General features: G+C 63.7%; 16 protein-coding genes. 4 read left to right on the top strand and 12 right to left on the bottom strand.

What is annotated here, in order from left to right; translation table 11 throughout:
* Positions 1–239 precede the first annotated feature (239 nt).
* From MU856_RS18460 to MU856_RS18445, 4 genes are all read right to left on the bottom strand, one after another.
* Positions 240–992, bottom strand: coding sequence for an amino acid ABC transporter ATP-binding protein (locus tag MU856_RS18460; RefSeq protein ID WP_003046358.1), 753 nt, complete (start codon positions 990–992; stop codon positions 240–242).
* Positions 989–2,233: a cystathionine beta-lyase gene (gene metC, locus MU856_RS18455; protein ID WP_003046361.1), complete on the bottom strand. Its 1,245-nt coding sequence runs from the start codon at positions 2,231–2,233 to the stop codon at positions 989–991. Before metC ends, MU856_RS18460 begins: the two co-directional genes overlap by 4 nt.
* Positions 2,226–4,328: an ABC transporter permease subunit gene (locus MU856_RS18450; RefSeq protein ID WP_260833892.1), complete on the bottom strand. Its 2,103-nt coding sequence runs from the start codon at positions 4,326–4,328 to the stop codon at positions 2,226–2,228. The genes metC and MU856_RS18450 overlap by 8 nt, the downstream gene beginning before the upstream one ends.
* A gap of 83 nt (positions 4,329–4,411) precedes the next feature.
* Entirely contained in the window at positions 4,412–5,485 is a 1,074-nt protein-coding gene (locus MU856_RS18445) for an amino acid ABC transporter substrate-binding protein (RefSeq protein ID WP_260833893.1), read from the bottom strand.
* Between the two features lie 55 nt (positions 5,486–5,540).
* On the opposite strand from MU856_RS18445, the gene MU856_RS18440 reads away from it, so the two are divergent.
* Complete coding sequence (locus tag MU856_RS18440) at positions 5,541–6,446, top strand: LysR substrate-binding domain-containing protein (protein ID WP_186401284.1); 906 nt, start codon at positions 5,541–5,543, stop codon at positions 6,444–6,446.
* Between the two features lie 37 nt (positions 6,447–6,483).
* Here the strand turns inward: MU856_RS18440 and MU856_RS18435 are convergent, their stop codons facing one another.
* The 8 genes from MU856_RS18435 to MU856_RS18400 form a co-directional block, all read right to left on the bottom strand.
* Positions 6,484–8,955 carry a TonB-dependent receptor plug domain-containing protein gene (locus MU856_RS18435; protein WP_186401285.1) on the bottom strand — a complete coding sequence of 824 codons (2,472 nt, stop codon included), beginning with the start codon at positions 8,953–8,955 and terminating at the stop codon, positions 6,484–6,486.
* Between the two features lie 186 nt (positions 8,956–9,141).
* Positions 9,142–9,663, bottom strand: a complete 522-nt coding sequence (locus MU856_RS18430) for a DUF411 domain-containing protein (protein ID WP_186401286.1) — start codon at positions 9,661–9,663, stop codon at positions 9,142–9,144.
* Between the two features lies 1 nt (position 9,664).
* The gene (locus tag MU856_RS18425) at positions 9,665–10,054 is read right to left on the bottom strand and encodes a DUF305 domain-containing protein (RefSeq protein WP_260833915.1); all 390 of its coding nucleotides are present in this window, start codon (positions 10,052–10,054) and stop codon (positions 9,665–9,667) included.
* A 92-nt stretch (positions 10,055–10,146) separates the two neighbouring features.
* Complete coding sequence (locus MU856_RS18420) at positions 10,147–11,370, bottom strand: copper resistance protein B (protein ID WP_186401288.1); 1,224 nt, start codon at positions 11,368–11,370, stop codon at positions 10,147–10,149.
* The gene (locus tag MU856_RS18415; RefSeq protein WP_371830021.1) at positions 11,367–13,202 is read right to left on the bottom strand and encodes a copper resistance system multicopper oxidase; all 1,836 of its coding nucleotides are present in this window, start codon (positions 13,200–13,202) and stop codon (positions 11,367–11,369) included. Before MU856_RS18415 ends, MU856_RS18420 begins: the two co-directional genes overlap by 4 nt.
* Positions 13,203–13,321: 119 nt before the next feature.
* Positions 13,322–13,906, bottom strand: a complete 585-nt coding sequence (locus MU856_RS18410; RefSeq protein ID WP_003046398.1) for an RNA polymerase sigma factor — start codon at positions 13,904–13,906, stop codon at positions 13,322–13,324.
* Complete coding sequence (locus tag MU856_RS18405; protein WP_003046401.1) at positions 13,903–14,340, bottom strand: periplasmic heavy metal sensor; 438 nt, start codon at positions 14,338–14,340, stop codon at positions 13,903–13,905. The genes MU856_RS18410 and MU856_RS18405 overlap by 4 nt, the downstream gene beginning before the upstream one ends.
* Before the next feature lie 2 nt (positions 14,341–14,342).
* Positions 14,343–14,588 (bottom strand): hypothetical protein, encoded by a 246-nt coding sequence (locus tag MU856_RS18400; RefSeq protein ID WP_137870392.1) that lies wholly within the window; start codon positions 14,586–14,588, stop codon positions 14,343–14,345.
* Positions 14,589–14,752: 164 nt separating this feature from the next.
* Between MU856_RS18400 and copC the strand changes: the two genes are divergently transcribed.
* The 3 genes from copC to MU856_RS18385 are packed head-to-tail and all read left to right on the top strand — an operon-like array spanning position 14,753 to position 16,833.
* Positions 14,753–15,136: a copper homeostasis periplasmic binding protein CopC gene (gene copC, locus MU856_RS18395; protein WP_011542702.1), complete on the top strand. Its 384-nt coding sequence runs from the start codon at positions 14,753–14,755 to the stop codon at positions 15,134–15,136.
* A 6-nt stretch (positions 15,137–15,142) separates the two neighbouring features.
* The gene (copD, locus tag MU856_RS18390; protein WP_003046408.1) at positions 15,143–16,111 is read left to right on the top strand and encodes a copper homeostasis membrane protein CopD; all 969 of its coding nucleotides are present in this window, start codon (positions 15,143–15,145) and stop codon (positions 16,109–16,111) included.
* A 32-nt stretch (positions 16,112–16,143) separates the two neighbouring features.
* The gene (locus MU856_RS18385) at positions 16,144–16,833 is read left to right on the top strand and encodes a helix-turn-helix domain-containing protein (protein WP_003046411.1); all 690 of its coding nucleotides are present in this window, start codon (positions 16,144–16,146) and stop codon (positions 16,831–16,833) included.
* Positions 16,834–16,935 lie beyond the last annotated feature (102 nt).

Raw genomic sequence — 16,935 nt, 5'->3', positions numbered from 1 at the left:
AATGTATATACAGGTCAACAGGAATTTATCGAAATATATCAATTAGTTAAATGCCAAATTCGGCGCGCATCATACTTGTCTAATACGCATGCCGACGCCTCACCCCTCATCGATTTTGAAATTTTTTTGCAGGGTCCGGCCCATTCGCGCAAGGAGCCGACCGCCTTCCCCTTCGACTTGCTCATGAAATGACAGGGGACGCAGATCGAAGCCATTCGGGGCCGCTCACAAGCGACTGCTCAGTGCGAAAGTATCTGTTCAAGGAATGTCTGTGCGCGTTCGCTTTTGGGAGCCGCAAAAAAGTCGGACGGCCTCGCGTCCTCGACAATTTGCCCCTGGTCCATGAAAAGAATGCGATCGGCTGCCTCGCGCGCGAATCCCATCTCGTGCGTCACGCACACCATCGTCCGCCCCTCGCCGGCCAGCGCTGTCATCACATCGAGCACCTCCTTGATCATCTCGGGATCGAGCGCCGATGTCGGTTCGTCGAAGAGGAGAATCCGGGGTTCCATCGCCAGCGCACGCGCGATGGCTACTCGCTGCTGCTGCCCGCCCGAAAGCTGCCCGGGATATTTGCTCGCCTGATCTGCGATCCGGACCTTGTCCAGATAGGACATGGCCCGCGCCTCGGCATCCTCGACCGCGACGCCGCCGACGAGGACGGGCGCGAGGGTGCAATTTTCGAGCACCGTCTTGTGCGGAAACAGATTAAACTGCTGAAAAACCATGCCGACCGCACGGAGCGCCGCGGCAGCATCGCGGGACACCCGGTTTATCCTGACGCCCTCTATCAGCACCTCTCCGGCGTCCGGCGCTTCGAGCATGTTCATGCAGCGGATCAGGGTCGACTTACCGGAGCCCGAGGGACCGCAAATCACAACGCGTTGGCGCGGCGCGATATCGAGGTCGATCGAACGAAGCGCGTGATAGCCGCCGTAATATTTTTCGAGCTGCCGCAGACTGACAGCCGCCGGAATCGAAGCGTCCGTCATGACGCCCGCTTTCCGCTCCGCATCATCCGCACCCGCCCGAAGGCCGCATCGAGATCGGCGATTAGATCGTCGGGCGCCTCCAGCCCTGCATGAATACGAATCAGCGCACCTTCGGCCTCGCCATTCGGAAAGTCGCGGATCGGCGCCGGCCACGCGGGGACCGCAAGGCTTTCGAAACCGCCCCAGCTCGACCCAAGCTGGAATAGCGAGAACTTGTTGAAGAATGCGCTGGTCTCCGGCGGGGAGAGACGATCGAGCTGGACGCCGAACAATCCCGACGCCCCCGCAAAGTCCCGCTTCCAGATCGCGTGGCCCGGATCGGCGGGGTGAGCCGGATAGCGAACCGCGACCACCTCGGGCTGACACAGAAACCAGTCGATCAGGGTCGACGCGGTGCGCTGGTGGCGCTCGAGACGCGCGTCGAGCGTCCGGATGCCCCGGTGGACCAGATAGCAATTGTCGGGGCTCGCGCAATTGCCCCAGCGCGCCGCCGCATCCTTGAGGTGGCGATAGATGGCCTCGCTGCCCGCGGTCATCGTGCCGAGCAGGCAATCGGAGTGCCCCGAGAGATATTTGGTCGCCGACGCGAGCGAGACATCGACGCCATGAGCCAGCGGCTTGAAGAAGAGCGGCGTCGCCCAGGTGTTGTCGACCGCCGTCAAAATGCCACGGCCGCGCGCGACCGCCGCGATCGCCGGCACGTCGATCATGTCGAATGTCTGCGAGCCCGGGGTCTCCATATAGATGAGGCGGGTGTTGCTGCGGCACAGGTCAGCTATCTCCGCGCCGATATCGGGCCGGAAATATTCGACCTCGACCCCGAAACGCGCGAGCACATCGGTCAGGAATTTTCGGGTCGGCCCATAGACGCAGTCGGCGACGAGCAGATGATCGCCCGCGCCCGCAAACGCCGTGAGGGTGAGCGCGATCGCGCTTGTTCCCGAGGAGGTGATGACCGTCGCATAGCCGGCCTCGAGCTCGGCGACGGCCTCAGCGAGCGCAAAGGTCGTGCGCGTGCCATACAGGCCGTAGATGACCTCGTCATAAAGCCCCCGGTGGCGATCCATATAGGCTTCGACGCTGTCGTAGATGATCGTCGAGGCGCGATCGACGGGAGGATTGATGAGACCCCGCTGATCGCTCGCGCGCGGGCCGGCGTGAACGGCGCGGGTTGGATCCTGCCAGGCGCCCCCGGCGGGTTCAGCCCGCTCGCGGGGCGATGCTGGGTCTTGTTCATGCATAGGATAATTTCCGTTCGATCTTCATGCTGAGCCGGGACAGGGAGAAGCAGAGGAGGAAGAAGATGGTCCCGGTGAAAAGATAGGCTTCGGCGAAATAGGGTCGCCATTGCGCCTCGACGTAGGAAAGGCGCGTCGTCTGCAACACATCGAAGACGCCGACGATCAGGACGAGGGTGGTATTCTTCACCTCGCTGATCGAGGTGTTGACCAGACCCGGCACGCTGACCTTGAGCGCCTGCGGCAACAGGACGTGCCGCCGCGCCTGCCATTTGCTCAGGCCGAGCGCCTGCGCGGCCTCGCCCTGCCCGGCCGATACCGCGAGCAGGCCGCCCCGGATGACCTCGGCCATATAGGCGGCGGTGAAGAAGAGGAGCGCGATCTGGACACGCGGCAGGCTGTCGATCGAAAGATAGGCGGGAACGAACAGCGGGAACATCACCGCGGCGAGAAACAGCACGCCGATCAGCGGGGTTCCGCGAACGAGCTCGATGAAGGCGGTGCTCGCCCAGCGAAGCGTGCGCCGCGACGACCTGCGACCGAATGCGAGGACAATCGCCAGCGGAAATGCGCCGACCACCGCGATGCTGGCGAGCAGAAGCGTGACCGGAAGGCCGCTCCATTTTTCCATGGGCACATGCACGAGCCCCGCGAACCCGCCTCGCAACAAGAGCACAGCGACCAGAATAGCGCCGACCCAGACCAGCCCGAGGCGACGGCCCCAAAAGCGCGGGACGAAGGACAGCGCGAGGGACAGCAGCAGTACCGCCGCTGCTGCGGCGGCGCGCCACTGCTCGGCTTCGGGATAGGTGCCGAACAGGATGAGCCGCGCATTTTCCCGCAGGAAGGGCCAGCACGCGCCGCTGGCCAACCGGCATTCGATCGCCCCGCCGGCGAAGGTCGCATCGAGCAACAGCCACGACAGCCCCTTGCCGATGGCCAGAGCCGCCAGAACAAAAATGGCGAGCGTCAGGACAGACTGCCCTCCGCCCCCGAACAGATTGCGCCGCATCCATGCGGGCCAGTCGGCCATCCGGCGCAAGGGGAAGGGTTCAAGACGGGGTGCCTCGGCACTCCGGCCCGGCTGTCCGGCGACACTCCAGCCCAGACGGCGGGCATAGCGGCCGGTGACGAAGGACAAGGAAAGCGAAAGTAGGAGGAAGGTCGCCACAATCAGACCGACGCCCTCGATGGCCTGCCCCGTCTGGCTGATGACGGTATCGACGACCGAAACAAATTCGGGATATCCGATCGCCACCCCCAGCGAGCTGTTCTTGATCGTATTGAGATGCCAGCTCGTCATCGGCGGTATCGCGACGCGCAAGGCTTGCGGAAGGACGATCCGTCCCATCGTCTGCGCGGGCGACAGGCCGAGCGCCCTCGCCGCCTCGCGCTGCCCGGCGGGCACCGCGAGAATGGCGCCGCGGAATATCTCGGCCAGATAGGCCGAAGCGTAGACCGAAAGCCCGGCAACCAGCGTCAGAAATTCGGTCGAGAGCGAGAGGCCGCCGACCGTTCCGAAACGCCCCGCCCGCGGCAGATCGACCCCGCCCCACAGGATGAACGAAAGCGAGGCGATGCCAGCCAGCGCCAGCGCGGTGCGCACCCGAACGCGCTGGCGCCCGACGGCGCCGAAGAGGATCGCCACCGCGATGATCGCGGTCAGCAAGGCGAGCCTGCCGGGATCGGAGAGCACAAGTGCGGGGAGATGCAACCCCCGATTGTCGAGATCGAACGCACCGACGGATCCTGCGGCGGGACCCGGCAACCCGAACAGCAATATGGCGTACCAGACGAACATCTGGAGCAGCAGCGGGATGTTGCGGACCAGTTCGATATAGAGGCCGGAAAGCTTCGCAAACGGCCAGTTGGACGACAGGCGCGCCATACAGATTGCGAGGCCGAACAGGGTCGAGAAAATGATGCCGAGCGCCGAGATCAGGAGCGTGTTGAGCAGCCCCACCGACAACGCAGCGGCATAGGAGTCGCCCGGCGCGTATGCGATCAGCGTTTCGCCGATCGCAAAGCCCGCCCGGTCGAACAGGAAACCGAACCCCGTCCGGATATTCCGGTCGGCGAGATTGTCGGTGAGTGTCATGAACAAGGCGTAGCTTGCCGCCAGCCCTCCCGCCAAAAGCAGCCAGGGCAGCGCGGCGATGGCAGATCGTCGCCGAACGGGGGTCATCGCATCGGCAACGGGAAGATCAGCCCGCCGTCCCGGTATAGCCTGTTCTGCCCGCGTTCGACACCGAGCGGGGTGATGTGGCGGTCGAAGATTTCGCCATAATTGCCCGTCTCCCGGATCGCCCGATACGCCCAGTCATCGTCGAGGCCGAGCGACTTGCCGAATCCCGGCAGGCCGCCCAGCATCTTGCGGACCTCGGGATCGGGGGAGGTTGAACGCATCCGCGCCGCATTCTCCCGGGTGACTCCCATTTCCTCGGCGGCGAACAGCGCGTTCAGGACCCATTTGTTGATCTCGAACCATTGCTCGTCGTCGCTGCGCACGACAGGCCCGACCGGTTCCTTGGTGAGCCGTTCGGGCAGCACGACATAATCGCCCGGCGTTGCCGTATCGGCGAGGCGGATCACCGTCAGCGTGAAGGCATCGGTGGTCATCGCGTCGCATCGCCCCGCGAAGAAGGCGAGTTTCGCTTCCTCGGGATTCTCGAAGACGACCGATTGGAAGCGGAGCCCCTTGCGCTCGAAATATTCGGCGGTGTTGAGTTCGGATGTCGTCCCCTTGGTGATACAGATCGACGCGCCGTCGAGATCCGCCGGAAGCCGCACGCCCGAGCGTTTCGGCACAAGGAAGCTCTGCCCGTCATAATACATGATGCCGACGAAATTCACCCCGAGATCGGTGTCGCGCGTCAGCGTCCATGTGGTCGTCCGCGACAGGACGTCGGCTTCGCCCGTCTGCACGATCGTGAAGCGCTTGTTCGAGGCAACCGGCATGAAGCGGACCTTGCGCGCATCGCCCAGAACGGCGGCGGCGAGCGCCCGGCAGTAATCGACGAAGAACCCCTGCCAGCGTCCGCGCTGGTCGAGATAGGACATGCCGAGCTGTCCCGTGTGGACGGCACAATTGAGCGTTCCCCGCGCCCGGATTCGCGCGAGGGTCGAACCTTTCGCCGCAGCGGCGACCTCATGTTCGCCAGAGCCCGCAGGCTTGCCGCCGCAGCCGCCCAGTAGCAGGGCGCCCGCGGCGAGTAGGGCAGAAAGCAGAGAGCGCGGCGCGCGCGACCTATTCATAATGGAAGCTTTCAATGCTAATGCCATAAAGAATAGCTATAAGGAGCGATGTGCGATGAACCTGCGTCACCTCGAAGCATTCCGGGCGGTGATGGTCTCGGGATCGGTTACCCAGGCCGCGCAGTCGCTCAACCTGTCGCAGCCCGCGGTGAGCAAGATGCTCGCCGATCTCGAGCATCAACTCGGCTTTCAGCTCTTCCTGCGCTCGCGCGGCAGCGCGCTCACCGTGACCCCCGAGGCCGATGCCTTTTTTTACGAGGTCGAGCGTAGCTTTTCCGGCATCGCCGCGCTGAAGCGGGTGGCCGAGGACATCCGCAACATGGCGACCGGAACCTTGCGGATCGCAGCGCTCCCCGCCCTTGCCGTCAGCTTCCTGCCACGCGTGATCGCGGCGTTTCGCGAGACGCATCCCGGCGTCACCATTCAGCTGCAGACACGCAGTTCGTCCACGGTGCGGCAATGGATGGCGAACCAGCAGTTCGACATCGGGCTGGCGACGCCGGCGCGCGAGTTGCCTGGCATCCGGATGGAGCGCTTTCTGCGCTGCCCCGGTGCCTGCGTCCTTCCCGCCGGGCACCGCCTCGCCGCAAAGGACGTCATCCGGCCGGCGGACCTCGAGGGCGAGCCCTTCATCTCGCTCGCGCTCGAAGACGGCGTGCGCCACCGCATCGACCGCATTTTCGAGGACGCGGGCGTCCACCGCGAAATGGTCATCGAAACCCAATATGCAATGACGATCTGCGCGCTGGTCATGCAGGGCGTCGGATGTTCGATCCTCAACCCCGTAACCGCCGCGGATTATGCTGAGCGGGGGCTTACGGTCCGTGATTTCGCGCCGGAGGTTCATTTCGAATATATGCTCTTCACGCCGATGCTGCGGCCGATGTCGCAAGTTGCGGCCGCCTTCATCGCGATGCTCGAAGCCCACCGCGACGCGATGTTCGGCGCCGAAGCCGGCTGAAGACGAAAGTCGTCGCACGCCCGCCCAGCGCCACCGATCAGAAGGAAGCGGTCGCGCGGACGTACCAGAAGCCGCCGTTGAACCCCGTCGGCGCAAAGCGGAGATACTGGATCCCGTTGTTGATCTGCGATTGGCGCGCCTCGCGGTCGGGGTAGTTGTCGAAGATATTCTCGCCGCCGACCGCGAGTTTGAGCATGTCGTTGACCCGGTAGGAAAGCTCGAGATCGACCAGCAGTTCGGCGCCGCCGGTCTGGTCGGCCGCCGGGGTCGCGCCATAGTCGGTCCATTTGCCATAATAGTTCGCGCGCGTGAGGAAGCCGAAGCGCTCGCCTTCATAGCTGAAGGAGGCGTTGCCTTTCCACTTGGGGACGAAGCCTTCGAGTTCGAGCAGTCGCTCGCGGTCGGCGGTGATCACCGGCGAAGCCTTGATGACGTCTGTCTTCGTATAATTGCCGTTGAGGCCCAGTGTTGCCTTGCCTGCGCCGAGGTCGAAGCCGACGGTCAGTACGGCGTCGACCCCCTGGGTGCGGCTGTCGAAGGAGTTGGTAAAGAAGCTCACCTGCTGGAAGGAATCCCCGCCCGGAATGCCGAGCGCCGCAAGCTGCGCCCGCTGCGCCGGCGTGAGGTTGAAATTGCCCGATACCGCGATCCGGTCTTCGACCTTGATGTTGAAATAATCGAGCGTGAAGGTGACGCGATTGGACGGCTTCACGACGATGCCGCCCGCCAGGTTGAAGGATTTTTCCGGCCGGAGCGGCGTCGCCCCGAAGAATTGCGCCACCGGATTATTGGGGGCGATGATGCCCGCCGTCAGCGGCGCGCCCGTGACCGAGTCGATATTGGTCTGGACCTGCGAGGCATTCGACTGGCCGGGCGTGGGGGCGCGAAAGCCGGTATTGACCGAGCCGCGAACCGCGAACAGGTCGGAAAAATCATATCGTGCGTTCACCTTCCAGGTGAACTTCGAGCCGAAATCCGAATAATTCTCGTATCGACCGGCGAGGCCGAATTGCAGCGCCTCTGTGAGATTGCCTTCAAGCGACGTGTAGGCGGCCCAGTTGCGGCGCGCGAACTCGCCGGCCTGTATCGGGCTGAATCCGGGAAATCCGTTTGAGCCGACGGGGAGCCCCACTCTGTTCCCGGTATCGGGGTCGACGACCGAGGCGAAGGGGCCGACCTGCCACGACGCGATATCGCCCGCGGTAATCTCATATGTCTCGCGCCGATATTCGAGGCCGCCGGCGAGGGTCAGCGGATCGGCGGTGCCGATGGCAATCGGGTAGGTGAGATCGAGGTTGAAGGCGAGCTCGCGCTGTTCGAGTTGCCCCGGCTTGAACGACGTCGGCGAGCTTAGCCCAAGCGACGGATTGACCGTGTTGTCGATCCGGTAGGACGCATGGTTCTGCCCATAAGAGGCGCTGAGATCATAAGTCAGGCCCGACGAGAATTCGCCCTTGAGGCCGGCAGCGAGCGCGGCATCGGTGACCGTGGCCCCGAATTCCGGCGTAAAACCGCCCGGATAGAGCTGGCGAAAGCTGAAGCGTTGCCCCCCCGGAGTGCTGGTGAGCGGGATCGAGGTAGAAATGAAGCTCGTGTCGGGATGGCGGTAGAAGAAGGCCGTCGTCCCACGGCTCCAGCTGTAATTGCCGAAGGTATAGAATTCCATCTCGTCCGACAGGTCGATACCGGCATTGACGAAGATGCGGGCCGCTTCGGACTCGGGATTACCCCAGCGCTGCGCCGGGACCGGGACGCCCTCGACGCCCGCATCGATGAGCGCCTGCGCGTCGGGGCGCTGAACGCCGCGCGACGTCGTATTCGCGTTTACATATTCGCCGCTGATGTTGACGAAACCGGCATCGGTGAAGGGAAGCCCGACATTGCCCTGGATGAGGACATCCTCGCCGTCGCCCTTGTAGAATTGACCGTAGCGGGCGATCAGCAAGCCCCCCTCGCGGTCACGGCGCAGCCCGAAATTGAGCACGCCGGCGATGGCATCCGATCCGTAGAGCGCCGACGCGCCGTCGCGCAGCACCTCGAGCTGGCCGATCGCGATCGACGGGATCGCCGAAAGATCGGGTCCCTGCGATCCCCGGATATAGGGAACATTGGTGAACTGGACCGTCGCGCCGCGATGGCGCCGCTTGCCGTTCACGAGCACCAGCGTCTGGTCCGGCGGCAGACCGCGAAGCGAGAAGGGCCGGGTGAAGACGGCCCCGTCATTGCTGACGAGACGCTGGACGTTGAGCGATGGAACCTCGGTGCGAAGGAGGTCGTTCATGTCGGCCGTGCCCTTTTCGAGCAGTTCTGCGCCGGTAATGATATCGATCGGCTGAGCCGAGTCCGCAGCCTTTAGGTCGTTCCGCCGCGTACCGGTCACGATGATCTCGCCCTGCGATGCACCCGGCTTCGATGCCTCCTCGCCATTCTCTTGCGCGAAGGCGGCCATGGCCGACGAGGCGGCCAGGACAGCGGCGATCGAGCCACTCGTGCGAAAAAATTTTCTCATGGGTCCCCTCCATTTGCGAAAGCTCTCGGCTTCCTCAGCGGGCTATCGCTGCGCTTGGGTCATGGCCAGAAATAATCACGACTCATCGCCACAAACGAGAGGGTCATTCCATTAAGTTATATATCGCGCCCGCGTCCCTCTCTCCCGGCTCGCAAGCCCTTGCTTCGTCGCAAAGCGTGTCGCCGATCAGGCGCCGAACACCATCGACTTGCCATCCGGGCCAAAGGCAATGACTTCGAATCCATCCGCGCTTCCATCGGGCATCTCCATACCCGGCGAGCCGCGCGGCATGCCCGGAACTGCGATCCCATAAATGTCGCGGGGCCGGTCCCGGAGCAGCTGCGCGACATGCTGCATCGGCACATGACCTTCGATCGCATAGTCGCCGACGACCGCCGTGTGGCACGAGGCGAGCTGCTCGGGAACGTGGTGACGCGCCTTGACCTCGGTCATGTCCGACCGGTTTTCGACGGTCACCTCATACCCCGCCTTGCGCGCGATATCGGCCCAGGCCTCGCAGCATCCGCATTCGGGATCGCGATAGACGAGCATCCGCTTGGCGCTTGCAGCATCGGCACGGGGTTCACGAGCGGCCTCCGTCTCGCCGATCGGCACGGATCCCGGCGAAGCGTTACAGGCCGCCAGCGCCATGCCCGAGCCGGCCACCACCAAGCCGAGAAGATTGCGGCGCGTCATGGGACTTGTCATATCATTTCCTCGCGAGGATGGATTTCATCTGTTCGATTTCGGCCGCCTGTCCCGCGACGATGCCGCGGCACAGTTCGCGAATTTCTGGATCCTTGAGCGAAGCCTGCTCGCACATCAGGATCGCTCCCGAATGATGCGGGATCATTGAGCGCAAAAAGGCGGTGTCGCCGATCGTCGTCTGGGTCCGGATGAGCGCGAAGCTCCCGAAGAAGGCGACAGCCGATCCGAGCAGCAACAGTGTGTTGAAGCGCTTGGACGAAAACATGCCCGGCATTGCGACGATCATGATGACGACCATCGGCGACACCATCATCAGCGTCATATAGAACATGTTGAGGTTGTTGTAGAAGCTCGAGAGGCGGTCGATCATCACGAACATCACCAGATACATGATGATGCCACTGACAATGGTCTGCAGCGCAAGGCTGCGATAGGCTGGTTTCACGGCATATCTCCTCGACGTGTTGCCACTCCTCGATACTTCTAGAACCAGGTGCGCACGCCCATCACAAAGCTGACGCCACCCGGATCCTCACCGGCCGCGCGCGCGAAGCGCGCAGTATCGCCGAGCTTTCGCGCCCACTCGACGCCCAAATAGGGTGCGAACTCCTTCACGATCTCGTAGCGCAGGCGAAGACCCAGCTCGACGTCGGACAGGCCCGAGCCGACGCCGGTTTCAGGAACATCCTGCAGGGCGAAATTCAGCTCCGCCCTCGGCTGCAAAATCAGTTTCTGCGTGATACGCTGGTCGTAATATCCTTCGAGACGGCCGAGCAAATCCCCCTTGTTGGAGAGGAAAAGCGCGCCCTCGACCTCGAACCAATAGGGAGCAAGACCCTCGAAGCCGACCGTTGCATAGGTGCGATCGGGGCCAGGCCCAAGATCTTGTCTGATACCTGCCTGCGCATTGAAATAGGGTCCGATCGTTCGGCTGTAGAGCGCCTGAACCTCGGCACCCTCGATCCCTTCGCCGAAAACGGCCTCGCCTTCGCTCTTCAGCGTCAGCCGGTTGATATCGCCACCATACCAGGCCTCACCGTCCCATCGAAAGCCGTCACGGCCCTTGCGCGCCTGATATTCCGCGAGGTTGAAGCTGATGAACCCGACAGTCTGCCCCCCATTTTCCTTCATCATGTCATGCCGCGAATGTTCCATTTCGGCTTTCGGGTAGATGCGGTCGGCATACCAGTCGCCGGGGGGCGCCGGAGCGGTAGCATCGCCGGGCGGCAAGTCCGTTCCGCTCGCGCTGCCCATCCCAGGCATCGCTTCCATTCCCGGCATCGCCTCCATTCCCGGCATATTTTCCATCCCCGGCTGCGGGGACGTCGTATCGGCGGGGCCGGCTTGCGGGGTGCAGTGGCCCATTTTGGCATGTTCGGGGGGACAGTCGGCATCGGAAGGCGCCGCAGTGTCGGGCTCCATCGCGCCCATATCGGCAGCCAGCTTCTCGGAAGCCTTGTCGCCAGCCGTGCAATGACCCATCGCGGCATGTTCCGGTGGACAGGTCGAAGCTTCAGGCGCCATGTCCATGCCCTGCATGTTGCCATGGTCCATCGGCGCTTCAACTGGCGGCTCAGTCGCCGGCGCGGGAGCGGGTTTCGAAGCAGGCTTCGAACCGTGCATCGAATGGTCCATCGACTGCGCAGCAGCCGGAACGGCGACCGCAAAGGGTGCGATGCCGGCAAGGAGGAGCGCGACCCGGGTCATTCGCCGTCTCCCTTCGGACGGACGCTCACGACGCGCATCATTCCGGCATGCATGTGATAGAGAAGGTGGCAGTGGAACGCCCAGTCACCGAGCGCGTCGGCGGTGAAGTCGAAGCTCGCGATCCCGCCCGGCTGGACGAGCACCGTATGCTTGCGCGGCGCATGATCGCCTTTCCCCGTGACCAGTTCGAAGAAATGGCCATGCAGATGGATTGGGTGGCTCATCATCGAATCGTTGATGAGGTTGATCCGCACGCGCTCTCCCTCGATGAAGGGGATGGGCTCGTGATAGTCGGACATCTTGATGCCGTCGAACGACCACATGAAGCGTTCCATATTGCCGGTCAGATGGATGTCGAGCGAGCGCGAGGCGGCGCGGGTATCGGGGTTGCGCTCGAGCGCGACAAGGTCATGGTAGGTCAGCACCTTGTGCCCGACATTCTCCAGTCCCTGCCCCGGCTCGCCCATGCGATCCATCGGCATCGGCGAGATCGTCTGAACGCTGGGATCGCGCTTGACCTGCGGCGCGACACTGAAGTCGCGCATGCTGTGCTGCATGCCTCCGCCAGATCCATGATCCATGCCCGCCATCGCGCCGCTTTCCCCCGCTGGCGTACAATGGCCCATCTTGGCATGTTCGGGAGGACAAGAAGGGTCGCTCGCCGGCATGGGCATGGCGCCCATATCGCCGCCCGAATGGTCCATACCCGCCATCGCGCCGCCCGACATGTCGCCCATGCCCATGTCCTTCATGGTCGCGAGCGGCCGTTCGCGGAGCGGCGGCACCTCGGCGACCATGCCAGCGCGCGGTGCGAGCGTCGCGCGTCCCATGCCCGAGCGGTCATTGGCCTCGGCAACGAGCGTATAAGCACGGTCCTCGACCGGGGTCACGATGACGTCATAGGTTTCGGCGACCGCGATCTGGAACTCGTCGATTTCGGTCGGCACGACATTGAGCCCATCAGCCTGGACGACGGTCATCCTGAGGCCCGGGATACGGACGTTGAAGATCGTCATCGCCGACGCATTGACGATGCGCAGGCGTACCCGCTCGCCGGGGCTGAAGAGCGCGGTCCAGTTGTCGCGCGGACCATGGCCGTTGACGAGGAAGGTGTAGGTCGAACCATTGACGTCGGCGACGTCGGTCGGGTCCATCCGCATCTTGCCCCAATCGATCCGCTCCTTGAGCGGTTGATCCTTGCCGGCAAGCAGGCCCGCCAGCGTCTGGCGCTGCATGTTGAAATGGCCGGGATTGACCTTGAGCTTGCGGAAGATCGCCTCGGGCGACAATTGACTGTGGTCGGACAGGACGACGACATGCTCGCGGTCGTAGCCGATCGGGTCGGCGCCCGCGGGATCGATGACGATCGGGCCATAATGGCCGAGCTGTTCCTGAAGCCCCGAATGGCTGTGATACCAATAGGTCCCCGATTGAACGACCGGGAATTCATAGACAAACTTCGAGCGCGGCTTGATCCCGGGGAAGCTGACGCCGGGCACGCCGTCCATCTGGAACGGCAGGATCAGGCCGTGCCAGTGAATCGAGCTGTCCTCGTCGAGATCGTTGACGACGGTGAGGCGCGCGTTTTGTCCCTCCTTCAGCCGGACGAGCGGCGCGGGCACGGTGCCGTTGATCCCGATCGCGCGACTGACCTTGCCGTCGATGCGCATCGTCTGGCGCGCGATGCGCAGCGTTATGTCATTGCCGGATACGGTCGGAAGCGGCGCGGTGATGCCGGACGACACCGGCTGGGCCCAGGCCGGGAACCATGCGGCCATCGCCGCAGCAGCCCCTCCACCCAAAGCTCCACTGACGAACCGACGCCTTTCCATCTGCATATTCTTTCCGACCGTTACTGACTGTTCCTAAAGCTATACGCAGGCGGCACGCCTGCCCCTCAATAAAAATGCCGGACGATGAGGAGATGCCGCCTGAACGAGCGGTCGAACCCTCAACCCTCGGCGCTCGCAGATGTTCCCGCGAGCAATTCCCGGAGCCTGGTCCGCGCTCGATAGAGGCGCGTTTCGACTGTTTTCTCGCTGACCCGCAAAATGACCGCTGTTTCGGCCTGGCTGACCTCGTCGACACCGCGGAGGAGCAACACTTCGCGCAAATTCTGCGGCAGCTGATCGATCGCCCCGCGAACCCTGGCGAGCTCTCGCCTGTCGGTCGCCGCGGAATCGGGCCCAGGACCATCGCTTGCTACGTGATGCGCATTTTCGAGCGGGAGCGCGCGGGAGAAAAAGGCGCGCACCTTTCGCCGTCGTGCCCAGTCGCGACATTTGTTGAGCGCGATACGGGCGATCCATGTGCGGAAGGGGCGTTCGCCATCATAGCGATCGAGCGCCGAAAAGCCGGAGACGAACGTCTCCTGCGTCAAATCCATCGCCTCGTCGGCATCGCCGATCTGCTTTACGATGAGCCGGTAGACGCCCGTTTTGTAACGGCGCAGCAACTCGCGATAGGCGTCTTCGCGGTGCGCGCGCGCAAAGGCCGCCAGATCCTGGTCGCTACATTGCGATAGGTCGGCGCTCACCGCGCATCGGCGGTCAGCGCCTTGACCACGCTTTTGTCGAACATTTCCGCTTGATCGGGGTTGAGAACCCCGCGCATCGCGAAGAGATGCTGGAGCGTTTCCTTCTGCAATGTCCCCATCACCTCATGCGTCTCGTCGATCGCCTCGGTGACGCGCGGTCCATAGCCATGCTCGGCTTCGATCGCCTGCGCGAGCCGGACATTGGCGGCGCGCATCTCGAGTTCGAGCGCCTGGCGGCGACCGGCGAAGTCGGCTTCGATCCGCTCGAGTTTCTTTTCCTGCTCCGGGGTCAGGTCGAGTTGGCCGTGGAGAAGCGCATGAAGTTCGGTTTCGCTGGCTTTGGGCGCATCGGCTACCAGACGGCCGATGAACACGCCGGCAATCGCCGCGGCGAAGGCAATGAGCCCCAAGAGAAGAAGACGGCGCGACGGCATCGCTACTGTACATCCAGCAAGGTGGAAGGCACCAATGCGCTAGGCGGGCCGAATGGGGTCAGGGGGCTTGCCGCGACCGCCGGCTGGGAAATCGCACTCCCCGCAAAGACACCGCCGCCGAGCGAGACAAAGGCCGCGAGCGCCATCAGGCGGCGCATCGCTACCGCTTCGCGCCGGCGGATCGCCAATGCGCCCATGATGCGATCATCGAGCGCATCGAGCGCTGCGGGCAGATCGATCCTGTTCAAAATGCGAAGCTCCTTATCCATCGATCGTCTCTTCAAACCTTTCCATCATTGTACATACGCGCCGAAGCGCCTCACCCCTCACACCAGAATATTATTCCGGAATATTTGAGGGCCATGCCGATATCCTGCGTATTAGCAGGACAGACACGCATTTGGAGGTGTTCATGTTCAAGTCTCTTCTCCCCTCTGCAGCGGCGGCTTTCGCTCTGCTTCTCATGCCGGCCACGGCAAGCGCGCACACCAAGCTCGTCAGCTCGACGCCCGCCGCCAATTCGACCGTTTCGAAGGTCACGTCGGTCAATCTTCAGTTCAACGAAAAGATCGTCGCCTCGACCCTCAAGACCGAGCTGGTCATGACCGGCATGCCCGGCATGGCCAATCATGCCCCGATGAAGGTGCCTTACTCGTCGATGATGGGCAAAGAGGGCAAGTCGGCGATGCTGATGCTCAAGCGGCCGCTGACAGCCGGAACCTACAAGGTCACATGGTCGGCGGCGGGCGCTGATACCCACCGCATGGGCAGCGAATTCAGCTTCACCGTAAAGTAAAAGACGGTGGGGGACCCCGTTCTGATCGGCATCAGGTTCGCACTTTATGCGGACCTGATGCTCATCGCCGGCCTTGCTGCGTTCCCGCTTTTTGCGCTGACACGGAGCGAACGCCTTGCGCCGCAGTCGATGATGGCCTCGATCTGGCGCGCAGAGCGATGGCTCTGCGCCGCCGGACTGCTTCTCTCCATCTTGGGGATGGGCGTGCTCGCGGCTTCGATGCAGGGTGTGGGGCTCCTCTCCCTGGAACTCCAGCCTTTTTGGGACCTTGTTCGCGAGACCGAGGTCGGCACAGCCTGGGTCTACCGGAGCGCAGCGCTGCTGCTCGCGCTGGGAGTCGCGATCTGGATGGTCCGCTGGCCGACAACTTCGGCCGCCGTACTCGCGGCCGCGGGCTCGGTGGCCGTCGCGAGTCTGGTCTGGTCCGGCCACGCCGGCGCGACCGAAGGCGCCGCAGGCACCGTGCACCGGATCAGCGACATCTTGCACCTGATTGCAGCGGCGGTCTGGATCGGCGCGATCGGCGCCTTCCTGATCCTGATCTCACCACGTCGTGTCCGCGAATGGCCGGGCGGACTCCAAATTGCGGCGCGGAGCCTCGATCAATTCTCGCGCGTCGGTACGATCTGCGTCCTCGTCATCGCCGCCACCGGCCTCGTCAACAGCCAGATGATCGTCGGCGCCGAGAATCTCGGCCGTTCCCTCGGCTCGCCCTATGGACAATTGCTTCTCGCCAAGCTTGCGCTGTTCGGACTGATGCTGGCGCTCGCGGCGGCGAACCGCTGGCGGCTGACCCCGGCGCTCGCGGCCGCCGTCCCGGGGACCGATACCGACAATGTCGACGCCGACCCCGACCTCGCGATTGCAGCCATGCGCAGAAGCCTCATCATCGAAGCGTCGGCCGCGCTCGCCATACTCGCGCTGGTTGCCTGGTTCGGTACGCTCGAACCCTTCGTCACCGCCGATCCGGTTTGACCCCAAGCACCGCCTCTTGGTCGGGTTCGATCATGCTCGGGACCGGCTGGGCGCTCATTGACGCGCGCATCGGGAGCAGCCGTCCCCATAACCATGTGGCGCACCAGATCAGCCTCGCCATCGAACGCGACCTCGAAATTTCCGGTGATGCCGACCTGATAGTTCCCGCCGGACACGCCATTGCGATAGCGTCGCATGTCCGGCACCGCCTCGGGCCGCCGGGCGCCCTCGTGCGGTCATTTTATCTCGACCCGCTTTTTCGTGCCGGCACCCGGCTGTCCGCCGGATCGGCGCCTGTCCTGTTGACGCCGATAGAGACAGCCGGACTAGGTGACATCGCAAGCGGCGCGGACGCGAAGCGCTGGGCGTCCGACTATCTCGACCGCTCGCAGGCGCGTCCGGTGGATGCCCGCCTGTCCGAAGTGCTCGCGGCCCCTGACGATTTGTCGACCGCGCGCGCCTTGGCCGACGTCGCCTGCCTTTCGCCCTCGCGCCTCCGCGAAATCGTCAGCCGCGACTTCGGCGTGCCTCCGGCCAAATTGCTGCAATGGCTCCAGCTTCAACGCGCCGTGCGGACGCTGGTCGGCGGCGGAGGTCTTGCCGACGCCGCGGCGGCGGGAGGCTTCGCCGATCAGTCGCACTTCACGCGCCGCTGCGCTCAATGGCTAGGCGTGACGCCTTCGGCCGGCCTTAGTGCCTTCGCGTTCGAAATCGTGCCCTGAGCCGGATGCGCCTCGCACCGCGTCGCCCCGGCGAAACATTCAAGACTGCCGCGCCTGTTTGCCCTTAAGCGTCTCGTCGAGACCGGCGATTGCGGCCGCAAT

It is taken from the genome of Sphingopyxis sp. GC21 (assembly GCF_025727575.1).
Taxonomy (GTDB): domain Bacteria; phylum Pseudomonadota; class Alphaproteobacteria; order Sphingomonadales; family Sphingomonadaceae; genus Sphingopyxis; species Sphingopyxis terrae_A.
This window is presented reverse-complemented; position numbering and strand designations above follow the sequence as displayed.